Below are 14029 nucleotides of genomic sequence, written 5' to 3' on the forward strand. Positions count from 1 at the left end.
CGGAAACGTCCCATGAAAAAGTCGCCTCTCGCTTTGCTGGTTGCCCTTGGCTTGCTCCACCCCCCACTTTCGGCTTTCGCTGCCACAGCGCCGCTGGATCTGGTGGGACCGATTTCGGATTACAAAATCTACGTCACCGAACAGCTCGACGGGTTTGCCAGCCACACCCAGCAATTCACCGACGCAGTGAAAAAAGGCGACCTGGCTACCGCTCAGAAGCTTTATGCGCCGACCCGTGTGTACTACGAGTCGATCGAGCCGATGGCCGAGCTGTTCAGTGACCTGGATGCGTCCATCGACTCGCGCGTCAACGACCACGAAAAAGGTGTCAAGGCTGAAGACTTCACCGGTTTCCACCGCATTGAGTACACGCTGTTCTCCGAGAAGACTACCGAGGGCCTCGGTGATCTGGCCGATGGTCTGAATAACAATGTCAAAGAACTGAAAACCCGCGTTGCCGGCCTGACCTTCCCGCCAGAAAAAGTTGTCGGTGGCGCCGCTACCTTGCTCGAAGAAGTCGCTGCCACCAAGATCTCCGGTGAGGAAGACCGCTACAGCCACACCGACCTGTATGACTTCCAGGGCAACATCGACGGTGCGAAGAAAATCGTCGACCTGTTCCGTCCGCAGCTTGAGAAGCAGGACAAGGTTTTCGTTGCCAAAGTCGACAAGAACTTCGCCAGCGTGAACAAGATTCTGGCCAAGTACAAAACCGCCGACGGTGGTTTCGAGACCTACGACAAGGTCAAGGAAAACGACCGCAAGGCATTGGTCGGGCCGGTCAACACCCTGGCTGAAGACCTGTCGACCCTGCGTGGCAAGTTGGGTCTGAATTAACCGTTGTTTCAACGTTGCCTGAACTGACGCCTTCGCGAGCAAGCTCGCTCCCACACTGGATCTGTGTCTGACCACACTGTTGTGATCAACATAGAACCCATGTGGGAGCGAGCTTGCTCGCGAAGGCGGTCTTACGGGCGCCCACCACCTGTAAACAACCGTTAGCCTGCTTCCTTTTATTTCAGACCCGCGCCATGATGCAGCTCTCCTGCCGCCCGCCCGCGAACGAGCCCTCATGTCTGCGCAACAAACGCCTCCCGTCAGCTCCATGGCGATCACCCTGCAGATCGTCTCCATCGTTTTTTATACCTTTGTTGCCTTCCTCTGCATCGGCCTGCCGATTGCAGTATTGCCGGGCTATGTGCATGAACAACTGGGTTTCAGCGCCATCGTTGCCGGCCTGACCATCGGTTCGCAGTACCTCGCCACCCTGCTCAGCCGCCCTATGGCGGGCCGTATGTCTGACAGCATCGGCACCAAACGGGCGATTGTGTATGGCTTGCTGGGGATCGTGCTCAGTGGCGTGCTGACGTTGCTGTCGACCTTGTTGCAGAACCTGCCATTGCTGAGCCTGATGATTCTGATCGGCGGTCGATTGTTGTTGGGGATCGCCCAAGGCTTGATCGGTGTCGGCACCATCAGTTGGTGTATGGGCCAGGTGGGTGCCGAGCACACCGCCCGCTCGATTTCCTGGAACGGCATTGCCTCGTATGGCGCGATTGCCATTGGCGCACCACTGGGTGTGGTGATGGTCGGTGAGTTGGGGTTTGTGAGTCTTGGGATTGCGCTCTCGGTGTTGGCGCTGGCGGCATTGCTGCTGATTCGCAACAAACCTTCGGTGCCGGTCATTCGTGGTGAGCGATTGCCGTTTTGGGCGGTGTTCGGGCGCATCGCGCCGTTTGGCGCGAGCCTGAGCCTGGCCTCGATTGGCTACGGCACACTGACGACCTTTATTACCTTGTTCTATATCAGTCGCGGTTGGACCGGCGCGGCCTGGTGCCTGACGGTCTTTGGCATCTGCTTCATCCTCGCGCGCCTGCTGTTCATCTCCAGCATCAACCGTTTTGGGGGGTTCAGCTCGGCGATCGCCTGCATGAGCATCGAAACCCTGGGGCTGGGCCTGTTGTGGCTGGCACCTACGACGGCAGTGGCGTTGATTGGTGCGGGGCTGACCGGGTTCGGTCTGTCGCTGGTTTATCCAGCATTGGGTGTCGAGGCGATCAAGCAAGTGCCAAGTACCAGTCGAGGCGCCGGTTTGAGTGCCTACGCGGTGTTTTTCGATCTGGCGCTGGCGATTGCCGGGCCATTGATGGGCGCGGTGGCGCTGAATCTGGGGTACTCGTGGATTTTCTTCTGTGCGGCGCTGCTGTCGATCACCGGACTGGGGCTGACGCTGCTCCTGAAACGTCGCTCAGCACTCAGCCCGTCGTAAGATCCTGGCGTCTACGGCAAAGTCTGGTCAGCCGTCTGCATCCCGGCCCGACTTGGCTTGCTCAGGGTTTGGGCGAAGAAACGCCCGGCTTCGGAAATCAGGTTGCGGTGAATGTCCTCACGGTCAACACCATCGGCATCGGTGCACAACGCCGGCATCGCCACCCGTTGCTCCGGCGTACATGGCGCCATGAACACGAAGTGCCCGGCCCCGGCCAGCAGTTTGAAATCCGGAGCGACGGGTAGTTTGCGAGCGAGCGCTGCGGCGTTTTTATCGAGCGCGACCAGTTTGTCGCCATCGCCGCTATACAGCAGCACCGGCACATGCACACCGGCCAGGGTATGGCGACCAAACTTCAGGCTCAATGGCGCCATCAGCAACAAGGCGTGAACCCGTGGGTCAGCGACTGGCCGCAAGTCATCGCGGTCGACAATCAGTTCACCGTTGGTGCTGCAGGCGTCCCCGTCGTCAGGACGCTCCTTGCAGTAACGCCGCAGACGATTCAGGTCCGGCGTGGCGCCCGAGAGAATCAATGCGGTTTCGCCACCGGCCGAATAGCCGATCACCCCGACTTCGTCAGGATTGACGAACGGCGACAGCATCGGGTCGGCGAGGGTTGCGGTAATGGCTTCGGAAATCTGGATCGGCCGTCCATAGAGGTTGCTTAATGTACCGAGGCGGCTGTGGTCCTTGGAGTTGTCACCGGGATGAATCACCGCCACCACCACAAAGCCTTTGCGTGCCAGCGATGTGGCGAGGTCATGCAACGCCAGTGGAGTACCGATGTTGCCGTGGGAGAGCATCAGCATCGGAAAGCGGCCAATCGCGACCCTTGCGTCTTCGGTCGCCTGGACTTGATAACCCTCGAGCTTGCTTGAATGCTCAATGCCGGTCGACGGGTAAAAGGCGATGGCCCGCATCGGCTGCAAATCCAGCGGATCAAGAAACGTCAGCACATGGTAGCCAACGCTCCAATGGGTAGGATGCGGCGCGAACGCGGCTTGCACTGTATTCAGGCTGCTGAGCAGGCATATCAGTAACATTGCACAAAGACGCACCATGGGATGCCCCACCTTGTTACCTGACTGGAATACCCGTTTTCTTCCAATTTCTTGGATTTAGAGCCTTGAGTCGGCTTTTGCCGCTTTCAAGGCCTGTGCAGAACGGGGCCGATAACCCTGGATTGCATAACCTGGGCCAACACCTGTAACACCAGCACTTTTGATTCATGAAAGAAAAGTTAGGAAACAGGAAAACTCCATACCCCGATCGTTTTACGACGATCAGGGTATAGAGTCTAGTAGGTCTTGCCTGAGCTTTTTAACTCTTTACGAAAGCCTTACGCGGCAGCGAACAGTTGCTCGCTGATCTGCGCCTGAGCATCGCTCATGGCTTTGCTGCGAACGTCGTCACCGTAAGCCAGGCCATGGGCGCGGACGAACTCGATGTCGGTGATGCCCATGAAGCCCAGCATGACTTTCAAGTACTCTTCGTGACCGACGCCAGTCGCCTGACCGACGTGCATACCGCCAGAAGTCGATACCACCACAACTTTCTTGTTACCGCACAGGCCTTCAGGGCCGGCTTCGGTGTAGCGGAAAGTCTGGCCGGCAACGGCAATGCGGTCGATCCAGGCCTTGAGTTGAGTCGGGATGGTGAAGTTGTACATCGGCGCTGCGATCACGACGGCATCGGCAGCGAGGAATTCAGCCAGGGTCGAAGCGCTCAGCTCGGCTTCATGCTGTTGCGCGGCGTTACGCAACTCAGCGGTGGTGCCCGCCGCGACCAGAGTCGCTGCAGAGAAGTGGCTGATGGCGTCGCTGGCCAGGTCGCGGTAGGTAACCACGGCAGCAGGCTCGGCGGTTTTCCAGGCCTGGACGACACTGTGGCTCAGTTGACGGGAAGCAGAGTTGTCGCCAAGGATGCTCGAATCAATGTGCAAAAGTTTCATGTGGGATCTCCAAGTGAGGATCGCCACCGGGCGATCTAGTGGGGACAATCCTACAGACGAAACCAATAGCTGATTAGCCAGCAACAATGCGATAGTTCGTCCCACTGACAGGACAATCGAGTAACGCCATGCAAGACCTCAATGACCTCTACTACTTCGCCAAAGTGGTCGAAGCCGGCGGTTTCGCTGCCGCCGGGCGTTTGTTGGGCATTCCCAAGTCGCGGCTATCACGGCGCATCGCCGAACTTGAAGAGCGTCTGGGTGCCCGCCTCCTCCAGCGCACCACTCGCCAGCTCAAGCTGACCGCTGTCGGCGAGCGCTATTTGCGCCATTGCCAGGCGATGCTGCTGGAGGCCGAGATGGCTGACGAGGCAGTGGCCAGCATGTCCAGCGAGCCCCGAGGGCGGTTGCGGGTTTCCTGCCCGGTGGGCCTGGCCCATGAGTTTTTGCCGTCGGTCATCAGTTCCTTTCTGGAACGTTTCCCTCAAGTGCAATTGGAGATGCAGTTGCTCAACCGCCGGGTCGATCTGGTGACCGAAGGCATCGATGTCGCCTTGAGAGTGCGTGATCTGGGGGATGAAGACCCGCTGCTGGTTACGCGGCGTCTGCGTCAGGCGCAAATGGTGATGATCGCCAGTCCGGCCTTTCTACGCGATCACCCGATCGGCAATCCGGAAGATCTGAAGCAGGTTCCGGTGCTCGGCGCTCTGGAAGCTGATCGCATGGTGCATGTGCGCATGCTCGACGCTCAGGGCAAAACCTGCGACCTGACGCTGGAAGCACGACTGGGGATCGATGATTTCATTGTGCGCAAAGCCTGCGTGCTTGCAGGTCTTGGCTTCACCCTGCTGCCAATGATGTACTGCGAAGAGGAACTGGAAAACGGCTCGTTGGTGCAGCTGTTGCCCGAGTGGTCGCTGCCTGGCGGTTGGCTGCTGGCGGTCTACCCTCATCGGCGCGGCTTGCTACCGGCGGTGCGCGCCTGGATCGACCATTTGACCGAATCATTCAAAGCCTGCGGGGATCGCTTGTTATGAAGGCTAAACCGATGAACGAGGAAGACGTGGCGCGTTTCTGCCTGGCGCTGCCCGGCGCGCAAGAGGATTACAAATGGGGCGGCGTGCGGGTGTTTTCTGTCGCCGGAAGCAAGATGTTCGCCCTGCAAAACCTGCGGGGTGAATCATTGGCGTTCAAGGTCGACAAAGAACTGTTTCTGGGGCATGTCGATCGCCCGGGCATCGGGCCTGCGCCCTATCTGGCAAGGGCGCAGTGGATCATCATGCAAACGCCCTACCCGCTTGGCGCCGATGAGCTGCAAGGCTTGCTGCAACGATCTCACCAACTGGTAGTGAGCAAGTTACCCAAGCGCGTGCAGGTCGGGTTATTGCTTTAGGCTTGCCGCTTACAGCTTGAAGCTTGAAACTGCTGTCCAGATCCAGAACACCTGATGCAGCAGCACGATGATCCAGAACACCAACTGATAGGACACTTTGCGGGTCTTGTGCCGGAACACTTGCTGGGCGAGCAACGCGCCCGGCCAGCCACCGGCCAGTTCGATTGCGTGCAGCACGTTCTCCGGTGTGCGCCAGCTGTCTGCCTGGGCCTTGCGCTTGTCGCTCCAGTACAGGAAAAACGCCAGCAGGCTGACAACGGCGTAGGCCATAAGCGGAATCAGCGAAATTCCGCGCCACCATAGAACAGTCGAACCAAAAGCCGGCAAGGCGCACAGCACCAGGAAAATCAGACCTTTGAGGCGCGGGTTTTGAATCCCGCGCCCATTGCGTGGCTTGATCACGATGTGGCAGCTGCCCAGTCGACCCAACCGAACTGCCAGGTCGCCAGAATCAGCAAGCCGAACGCGATCCGGTACCAGGCAAATGCAGCGTAGCTGTGGCTGGCAATGAACTTGAGCAAGCCCTTGACCGCGATCATTGCGAAAATAAACGCAGTGACGAAGCCGATGGCGAACACCGGGAGGTCAGCGGCCTGGAACAGGTCGCGATATTTGTAGCCGGAGTACACCGCGGCACCGACCATGGTCGGCATGGCCAGGAAGAACGAAAACTCGGTGGCGGTTTTACGCGACAGCCCAAACAACAAGCCGCCGATGATCGTAGAACCGGAGCGCGAAGTACCGGGAATCATCGCCAGACACTGAGCGAAACCGACCTTCAACGCGTCTTTCCAGGTGATGTCGTCGACGGTTTCGGCATGCACGGTGTGCTCGCGACGCTCAGCCCACAACATGATGACCCCGCCCACTACCAGGGCCGTTGCCACGGTGATCGGGTTGAACAGGTATTTGTGGATCATATTGGCGAAGATCACCCCCAACACCACGGCCGGCATGAAAGCGATCAACAAGTTGACGGTAAACCGTTGGGCATTGCGCTGCGTGGGCAAGCCCGTCACCACGTCGAGGATCTTGCGGCGAAACTCCCAGACCACGGCCAGGATCGCGCCGAGCTGGATGATGATATTGAACGCCATTGCGCGCTCGCCACCGAAGTTGAGCAAATCCGCGACGATAATCTGGTGCCCGGTACTGGAGATGGGCAAAAACTCTGTCAGTCCTTCTACAACGCCAAGAATCAAAGCCTGAACGGCGGTCCAAAAATCCATTAATCCCCCAATGAAGCGATGCCTCCAAGGCATGCCTAGTCGATAATATTTAAGCCTTCACTGCGATCAGCCAGCATCGCTGAATCAAGACGCGCGCAATATCCACGCGAAATCTCACAAATCTCCTGAGAAATCAGCGCGAAATCAGGTTTCCACTGACGCGGCCGAAATCCTATCAGACATGCCTGAATAACGCTGCGCCGTAATTGAACTTGAGTCGGATAGGCCGAGCGGCGGGTTTGTCTCACAGCACTGCCTTGGCCGCTGAGCAGTCGAGCGTCGCGAGCGCACATTTGAAAGAGCTCAGTGAACAGTTGAACAGCCTGCTCAAGCAGTTTCGGGTGTAGACACATTTTGCGTTGAAACACAGCTCCTGTGGGAGCGGGCTTGCTCGCGAAGCGAACACCGCAGTTTTTCAGGCATTGCGCGTCATCGTTCTTCGCGGGCAAGCCACGCTCCCACAGGGTCCGCGTCTGAACTGACCGGCATTCGGGCAAGCCCCCTCGCCACACCCCCACCTGCGTTACAATCGGCGCCCTTTTCGACTTCACCAAGGAACCTTCATGTCCGGGCTTGAACTGTTTGCCGCCGCACTCGGCGTGATTGCCGTCTGGTTGACGGTCAAACAGAACCCCTGGTGCTGGCCGATCGGACTGGTGATGGTGCTGCTCTATAGCTGGATCTTCTTCGAGGTGAAGCTGTATTCGGACATGCTGCTGCAGGTGATTTACGCCGGTTTGCAGCTCTACGGCTGGTGGCAGTGGACCCGCGCCGGCGAAGCACAGCATGGACGGCAAGTCACGCAACTGGATGGCCGCTCGATGTGGGCGGGGTTGGCCGTCGGTGCCGTCGGCAGCTTGCTGCTGGGCGCCGCCATGGCTCATTGGACCGACGCCGCTCAGCCCTGGCTGGACGCAGCATTGACCGGTTTCAGTCTGGTGGCGCAACTGTGGATGGCGCAAAAACGCCTGCAATGCTGGCCGCTGTGGATTGCCGTCGATGTGATTTTCGTCGGGCTGTTTATCTACAAAGGCTTGTACCTGACCGCCGCACTCTATGGCCTGTTTACGCTGATCGCCGTGCAAGGCTGGCGTGAGTGGCGGACCGATCCGGCGTTGCGCGCATGAAAGTATTGGTACTGACCGGCCCGGAATCCAGTGGCAAAAGCTGGTTATCGGCAGAGCTTCAACGCCACTTTGGTGGGTTGCTGGTGGGCGAATACGTACGCTACTTCATCGAACAGAACCCTCGTGATACCTGCCTTGCCGATATCCCGGAGATTGCCCGCGGTCAAATGGCCTGGGAAGACAGCGCCCGGGCCAAGCGCCCTGAGTTGCTGATTCTCGACACACACCTGCTGAGCAATATGCTGTGGAGCCAAACCCTGTTTGGCGAATGCCCCGCATGGATCGAGGACGCGCTGCTGGCGAGGCAGTATGACTTGCACTTGTTGCTTTCCCCTGAAGTGGTGGGCTGGACGGATGACGGCCAACGTTGCCAACCGGATCTGAGCCAGCGCCTGGCGTTCTTCAACGCAACAAAAGCCTGGCTGGAACAGCACCAGCAAAGACTGCAGGTCATCAACGGCGATTGGGCCGAGCGCCGCCGTCAGGCATTTGCTGCTGTGGAGCAATTGCTAACGCCGTGAAAACACCTGCATTTGAGGTGGGTTATGTCCATTCCTGAAACACTCCAGTGCAGCGCAAGAGCCCTATCAACGGCGTTCATCCTCTTGTCATGCTGACTGTTAAGTCATTGGTACACTCGCCCGCAAACACTTGATTTAGAGCTTTTCGACCGATGGGTCCGGCTCGCGATGGCGGGCACCGTCTCACGGTTGATACAGCTCAAACATCCCCCTTCCTGCCCCACCCTTTAACCCATTGAATTAAATCAATAAATAAAAAGCGGCACAGCTTCTGCTCTCTCCTTCACAACGCTGACCAGAGCCAGCGCAAAAAGAAGAGGGAGTGCCGACGTGGAGACAATCGATAAAGGCTTTATCCGCCTCCTGCTGATCGGATGTGCGTTCAGCTCTGTCATCAGTCTGCCTGTCCAGGCCGCCGATGGGATCATTGTCATTCAGCGGGAAGTCCAAACGCGTAACGCGACTCGCCGCCCCCTGGTTCCCGACCCTAACCCCCTGACCGTCAATGCCAACCCGTCCAAACAAGTCATCAGTGCAACCAACGAACTGTCGGACAGTGACATTTCCGGCATCAGCAGCGGTGCAAGTATCGCCGGCACGATCACTCAAGCCACCGGCACGCTGAGCGGCAACATCAACGGTCAGTCACAGCTGCCCGGCTTGTCCGCAGGACATTCCGCAGGCTCCGGCAACGGCATTGCCAACAGAATCGACGGCACCATCCAGCAAGGCCTGGGCAGTCTGAAAATGTTATCGGGGGGGCAATAAAATGAATCGCACTCTGCTGATTCTGGCCATGTTTTGCAGTGCGCCGACCTTTGCCCAACCTCCTGTTATCGATACGGCCACCATCGACAATTCCGGCAGCCAGTACCAGGGCAACTTCTCGGTCAACCAGGCTGCCGGCGATCAGCAACAGCAGGCCAACGCCCGAGCCATCGCCATTGACACCGACGCCAGCGCCACCACGCAGATTCGCCAACGGTTGCGTACTCAGGTCGATCCCAGGATCGATGCCCAGTCAGCCATTAAAGGCAACGCCTTCAGTAACGGCAATGGCGTACTGGGGGTCAACCAGAGCTCGGGCGCCAGCAACCAGCAAGCCAACGCCCTGCGGATAAGCATCAGTGCTACGCCGCAAAGTATCGACGACAGCGTCCTCCTGCAACAGAACGTGGCGCTGCTCAACAACTCCGATTCAACGGATCTTACTCCTGGCCATCGCCAGGTCGCTACCAGCGACCAGGCCTTCACCGGTAGCCGTGGAGTGATCCAGTTGAATCAGAGCGCCGGGGTGGGAAACCGAACGGCCAACACCCTGAGCGTACGGGTCGCGGATTGACCCAAAAGGTAAAAAACAACACTTAACCTAAAAATAAAGTACGGAGAATCAGCATGAAACCCACAATGGCAATCAAGCCTCTGGTTTTCGCAATCGCTGCGGTAATGGCTATTGCTGCACAAGCTGGTCAGGGTGGTGACGAGCATCATCATCGTCATCACGTAAATCCAAAAGACACCACCAATGCTGGCGCCACTGCCAACGCTACAGATAAACAAACCAGCACTGGCAACTACATCAGCAATGAAGGGACTAAAAACACCGCCAACATGACCAACTCGGCCACGGGCGCCTCCGGTAACGTGGGCGTCAACGTTGCGGCAGGCGACGGCAACCAACAAGACAACGCTGCCGCCATTGCCAGCGGTGATGGCTCGTTTGTCTTTGGTTCTGTGGTGGCAACCGCCAAGGTCACGCAAACCCAAAACAACAACGAGGTCTACAACCAATCCACCAATAACAGCGCCAATATGAGCGGTTCGGCCAACGGCGGCAGCGGCAACATGGGTATCAACATGGCTGCTGGCGACCTTAACCAACAGAAAAACACCATGGCGATCGCTGTGTCTGGCGGCAAGCACGCTACCGCAACCGCGAGTGCCGATCAATCAGGCCCAGGCCTGAGGGTGGATAACGACGCCGATCGGACGTTCCGCCTGGATACGCTGTCGCGTACCGTCTCAGCCAGCGGTCATCAGTCTTTCCAAGAGGCATCCAAATCGCACTCAGCGTCGGACTTTACCAAGCGCTTGAATACCGCCTTTGCTACGCACGAAGCTACCAGTTCTGCTTCGCGCTCTGCTAGCGCCTCTGCCAGCGCCGCTGCTTCGCATGCTGCTGTGAATGCTAATCTGGATGTGAACGTGGATGTGGACGTTAGCTCTAGCAGGACTAATGGCTGGCACACCAACAGCAGGAGTGCGACTTTCGACGCCGATATCGACGCATCGCTCGCCGCATCGATCGACAAATCACGCAGCGCATCGAACAGCGCATCGCACAGCGCATCTAGCAGCGCATCGCGCGACGCATCGGGTAGCGCATCGTTCGCCGCTTCTGGCAGTGAGTCGAAAGATAAGTCGCAAAGCTTCAGCGAGTCCAGCTCCTTTGACTTGAGCAACACCGTGTCCTGGCAAGTGCTGACCCCAACTGGCTGGGCAAACCCTGTGACCAACACTGCTAACCTGAACGGTTCGGTGAATGGTGGCAGCGGCAACTTGGGCGTCAACGTGGCTGCCGGTGTTGGCAACCAGCAAAGCAACTCGCTGTCCATTGCATCCGGTTGCAGAACCTGCCTGTAAACCTAGCTCCAGAGTCTGGAGAGCCCCCTTCGGGGGGCTTTTTTTCACTCTTGCACGAGGGCTTCCGATCATGCGCATTTTCGCCCTGGCGTTCCTGGTTTTTCTGGCTGGTCTGAGCGAAGCGGGACAAATGCCGCTTTCCGTCTTGCCAGGCGGAGCGGTCGTTTTCAAACCGGTCCAGAGCATGCGTGAGCGCAAATTTGCCGACCTGGTCCAACAGAAAACCGACTTCAGTTGCGGTGCAGCTTCCCTGGCGACCATATTGCGCCAGGCCTATTGGCTGGACGTAACCGAGGCACAAATCATCGAAGGCATGCTGGCTCACTCCGACCAGAATCTGGTCCGCGTCCAGGGCTTCTCCATGCTCGACATGAAGCGTTACGTGGAAAGTATCGGCATGCGTGCCCGTGGTTACCGGGTAACGCCGGAAACTCTGACCAGCGTCGCGATTCCGGTCATCGTGCTCATGGACATCCGCGGCTACAAGCACTTCGTGGTCATGCAAAAAGCGGAGAAAGACTGGGTGTATATCGGTGATCCGGTACTCGGTCACAGACGCTTCAAGTTCGACGACTTTGTCAAAGGCTGGAACGGCATCATCTTCGCTGTGATAGGCCAGGGCTACGACAAGACCAACGTCTTGCGCGATCCACCTTTGCCACTGACCGCCAAGAACCGCATCAACACCTTCAGCCCGGTGCGGGATACAGAATTGATGGATTTCGGATTCATCCAGAGCGACTTTTTCTAATGACAAGGGAGCACGAAGCTCCGGGAGTATCCAATGAAGACTCCATACTGGCTGGCCGTCGTTTGCCTGGCCGCCAGCCTGCCCACACAAGCACTCACGTTCAAACCGATTGAACTCAAGGATCAGGAGTTGGCGACCCTTCGCGGCCGGTATGTCATGCCGGGCCGGATCATCAGTTTCGGGATTGTCATGACCAGTACCTGGCAAAATGCCAGCGGTGAAGTGATCGGGGCAACCTCCTCGATGCAGATTCAGGAATCGACCATCAAGCCACAGTTCTATGTGTCGATGATCGACAAGAAAGGTGATGGTTCGCCGGTCTCCCAGGGTTCCGGCACTGTCAGCGGCGGCGGCGGCCTCAATACCACCCAGGGTGTAACCCAGGTCGTGCGCGCCGCCGGCGACTACAACAGCGCCTACAACAATGTCGGCATCAACGTCAAAGAAGCCAACCAGGCACCACAAATGGATACCCAGGGCCAGCCATTGGCTGCCGGCACGACCCTGTCCGCGTCCAACGGTGCCGGGACCTTCAGTATGTCGTCAAGTAACACTGGCGTGCAGTTGAACATTCAGGCCAACAACAATCAGGGCAGTACCGTGCAACGCCTTGCCCAGGGCGGCCTGATGCAGAACGCGACCTTGCTCGGCGGAGGAAACCAGGTGAACAACCTGACGTCCCTCAATGTTGTCCTGCGCAACAACCTGCCAACCGCCGGGGCGCTGGACTGCAGTCTCGACCAACTAAAAGGCCTACGCACTCTCGGATACTGATCTACGCTGAGTCTCATCGAATGTAGTCAGAAGGGACGGCAAACCCATGCACAGATCTTTTACGTTCAGAGCTGTCGTTTGTTTGAGTACCCTGGTCCCGGCCACATTGCTGCAAGCAGCACCGGACCCCCAGGTAGAAGCCCTAAAACAAGAACTCATGGAGCTGAAACAGCGTTACGAAGCACAACAGAACGCGCTGATGGTACTTGAGCAGCGCGTTAAACAAGTCGAAGAAACACCTGCAACGCCTGCCCCCAAGCGCCTGACCCGCTCCCCTGCCGAACAGACCGCAGGCGCCAAGACCGTGGCCACGGGTGCCCCTGGGACCAGTTCGTATGGGCAGTCGCTCAAGGATGACTCGGGACCGGCGCAAAGCGTGTCCAACCTGTATGACGAAGCCAGCGGCTTCTTCGGTGGTGGCAAGTTCAGTCTCGAAACGGGCATGACCTATACGCACTACGATACCCGTGCATTGGTGCTCAATGGCTTTCTGGCTCTTGACTCGATTTTTCTCGGCAACATCAACATTGACCGCATCAAGGCCGACAACTGGACCCTTGACTTGACAGGCCGCTACAACGTGGCGCAACGCTGGCAATTCGACATCAACGTCCCGGTCGTCTATCGAGAATCGACATACTCTTCTGGTGGTGCAGGAGGCGCAGCCCCGGTCTCATCCGACGCCACCGTTAAGCGCGATCCGACCATAGGCGATGTCAACTTTGGTGTTGCCTACAAGTTCCTGGATGAATCGGAAAGCCTGCCCGACGCGGTCGTCACTCTGCGAGTCAAGGCGCCGACCGGTAAGGATCCCTACGGAATCAAGCTGATCAAGGACCCGGGCAACGACAATTTGTCGGTACCTCAGTCACTCCCTACCGGCAACGGTGTCTGGTCGATTACCCCAGGTATCTCGCTGGTCAAGACCTTCGACCCTGCCGTGCTCTTCGGCAGCCTGTCCTATACCTACAACATGCAGGACTCCTTCAGCGATATCAGCCCCACTGTAAACTCCACGGTCCCGGGAGATGTGAAACTGGGCGATTCCTGGCAGATCGGCGCCGGCATCGCGTTTGCCTTGAACGAGAAGATGAGTATGTCGTTTTCGTTTTCCGACCAATTCGCCCGCAAAAGCAAAGTCAAACCAAGTGGCCAGGACTGGCAATCAATCCCGGACAGCGACTACAACGCTGCCAACTTCAACATCGGCCTGACCCTGGCGGCAACCGACAAACTGACGATAGTCCCCAACCTCGCCATCGGCTTGACCCAGGACGCACCGGCCTTCTCCTTCAGCCTGAAATTCCCGTACTACTTCTAAACGCCACACAAGGAAAAGGCCCGCTGCGACGTAAATCGCAGCGGGCCCTT

General features: G+C 57.9%; 17 protein-coding genes. 12 read left to right on the forward strand and 5 right to left on the reverse strand.

The features are described from left to right. Positions 1-12 precede the first annotated feature (12 nt). Entirely contained in the window at positions 13-837 is an 825-nt protein-coding gene (gene efeO, locus AC1RKH_RS04700) for an iron uptake system protein EfeO (protein ID WP_493061322.1), read from the forward strand. 235 nt (positions 838-1072) lie between these two features. Beyond that, positions 1073-2269 (forward strand): MFS transporter, encoded by a 1197-nt coding sequence (locus tag AC1RKH_RS04705; RefSeq protein WP_493061323.1) that lies wholly within the window; start codon positions 1073-1075, stop codon positions 2267-2269. Positions 2270-2280: 11 nt separating this feature from the next. Here AC1RKH_RS04705 and AC1RKH_RS04710 read toward each other — a convergent pair whose 3' ends face one another. Together AC1RKH_RS04710 and AC1RKH_RS04715 are read right to left on the reverse strand one after the other, a co-directional pair. Beyond that, positions 2281-3330 carry an alpha/beta hydrolase family protein gene (locus AC1RKH_RS04710; RefSeq protein WP_493061324.1) on the reverse strand — a complete coding sequence of 350 codons (1050 nt, stop codon included), beginning with the start codon at positions 3328-3330 and terminating at the stop codon, positions 2281-2283. 278 nt (positions 3331-3608) lie between these two features. Then, positions 3609-4220, reverse strand: coding sequence for an FMN-dependent NADH-azoreductase (locus AC1RKH_RS04715; protein ID WP_123424729.1), 612 nt, complete (start codon positions 4218-4220; stop codon positions 3609-3611). A gap of 128 nt (positions 4221-4348) precedes the next feature. Between AC1RKH_RS04715 and AC1RKH_RS04720 the strand changes: the two genes are divergently transcribed. After that, positions 4349-5257: a LysR substrate-binding domain-containing protein gene (locus tag AC1RKH_RS04720; protein ID WP_493061325.1), complete on the forward strand. Its 909-nt coding sequence runs from the start codon at positions 4349-4351 to the stop codon at positions 5255-5257. Next, a complete protein-coding gene (locus tag AC1RKH_RS04725) occupies positions 5254-5613 on the forward strand; it encodes an MmcQ/YjbR family DNA-binding protein (RefSeq protein ID WP_493061326.1) in 360 nt (119 codons plus the stop codon). The genes AC1RKH_RS04720 and AC1RKH_RS04725 overlap by 4 nt, the downstream gene beginning before the upstream one ends. A 9-nt stretch (positions 5614-5622) precedes the next feature. Here AC1RKH_RS04725 and AC1RKH_RS04730 read toward each other — a convergent pair whose 3' ends face one another. Genes AC1RKH_RS04730 through AC1RKH_RS04740 form a run of 3 tightly spaced genes read right to left on the reverse strand, consistent with a single transcriptional unit; the run spans position 5623 to position 7291 of the window. After that, positions 5623-6015: a DUF1294 domain-containing protein gene (locus AC1RKH_RS04730; protein ID WP_493061327.1), complete on the reverse strand. Its 393-nt coding sequence runs from the start codon at positions 6013-6015 to the stop codon at positions 5623-5625. Continuing rightward, on the reverse strand, positions 6012-6842 hold the full coding sequence (locus AC1RKH_RS04735) for an undecaprenyl-diphosphate phosphatase (protein WP_493061328.1): 831 nt from the start codon (positions 6840-6842) through the stop codon (positions 6012-6014). Before AC1RKH_RS04735 ends, AC1RKH_RS04730 begins: the two co-directional genes overlap by 4 nt. A 35-nt stretch (positions 6843-6877) precedes the next feature. Beyond that, positions 6878-7291, reverse strand: coding sequence for a hypothetical protein (locus AC1RKH_RS04740; RefSeq protein WP_493061388.1), 414 nt, complete (start codon positions 7289-7291; stop codon positions 6878-6880). Between the two features lie 114 nt (positions 7292-7405). On the opposite strand from AC1RKH_RS04740, the gene pnuC reads away from it, so the two are divergent. The 8 genes from pnuC to fapF all read left to right on the forward strand — a co-directional run bounded on the left by pnuC (position 7406) and on the right by fapF (position 13979). Next, positions 7406-7969, forward strand: a complete 564-nt coding sequence (pnuC, locus tag AC1RKH_RS04745) for a nicotinamide riboside transporter PnuC (protein ID WP_123424734.1) — start codon at positions 7406-7408, stop codon at positions 7967-7969. After that, positions 7966-8490, forward strand: coding sequence for an AAA family ATPase (locus AC1RKH_RS04750; protein ID WP_493061329.1), 525 nt, complete (start codon positions 7966-7968; stop codon positions 8488-8490). Before pnuC ends, AC1RKH_RS04750 begins: the two co-directional genes overlap by 4 nt. A 330-nt stretch (positions 8491-8820) precedes the next feature. After that, entirely contained in the window at positions 8821-9258 is a 438-nt protein-coding gene (fapA, locus tag AC1RKH_RS04755; protein WP_493061330.1) for a functional amyloid chaperone FapA, read from the forward strand. Position 9259: 1 nt separating this feature from the next. Then, the gene (gene fapB, locus AC1RKH_RS04760) at positions 9260-9832 is read left to right on the forward strand and encodes a fibril amyloid subunit FapB (RefSeq protein WP_493061331.1); all 573 of its coding nucleotides are present in this window, start codon (positions 9260-9262) and stop codon (positions 9830-9832) included. 53 nt (positions 9833-9885) lie between these two features. Beyond that, positions 9886-11133 (forward strand): amyloid-like fimbrin subunit FapC, encoded by a 1248-nt coding sequence (fapC, locus tag AC1RKH_RS04765; protein ID WP_493061332.1) that lies wholly within the window; start codon positions 9886-9888, stop codon positions 11131-11133. A gap of 70 nt (positions 11134-11203) precedes the next feature. Beyond that, positions 11204-11884 carry a fibril amyloid maturation endopeptidase FapD gene (fapD, locus tag AC1RKH_RS04770; protein ID WP_347926887.1) on the forward strand — a complete coding sequence of 227 codons (681 nt, stop codon included), beginning with the start codon at positions 11204-11206 and terminating at the stop codon, positions 11882-11884. Positions 11885-11917: 33 nt separating this feature from the next. Beyond that, complete coding sequence (gene fapE / locus AC1RKH_RS04775; protein ID WP_493061333.1) at positions 11918-12658, forward strand: fibril amyloid subunit FapE; 741 nt, start codon at positions 11918-11920, stop codon at positions 12656-12658. A gap of 46 nt (positions 12659-12704) precedes the next feature. After that, a complete protein-coding gene (gene fapF, locus AC1RKH_RS04780; protein WP_493061334.1) occupies positions 12705-13979 on the forward strand; it encodes a fibril amyloid transporter FapF in 1275 nt (424 codons plus the stop codon). Positions 13980-14029 lie beyond the last annotated feature (50 nt).

The sequence above is a fragment of the Pseudomonas sp. GW822-FHT06B12 genome, assembly GCF_058799675.1.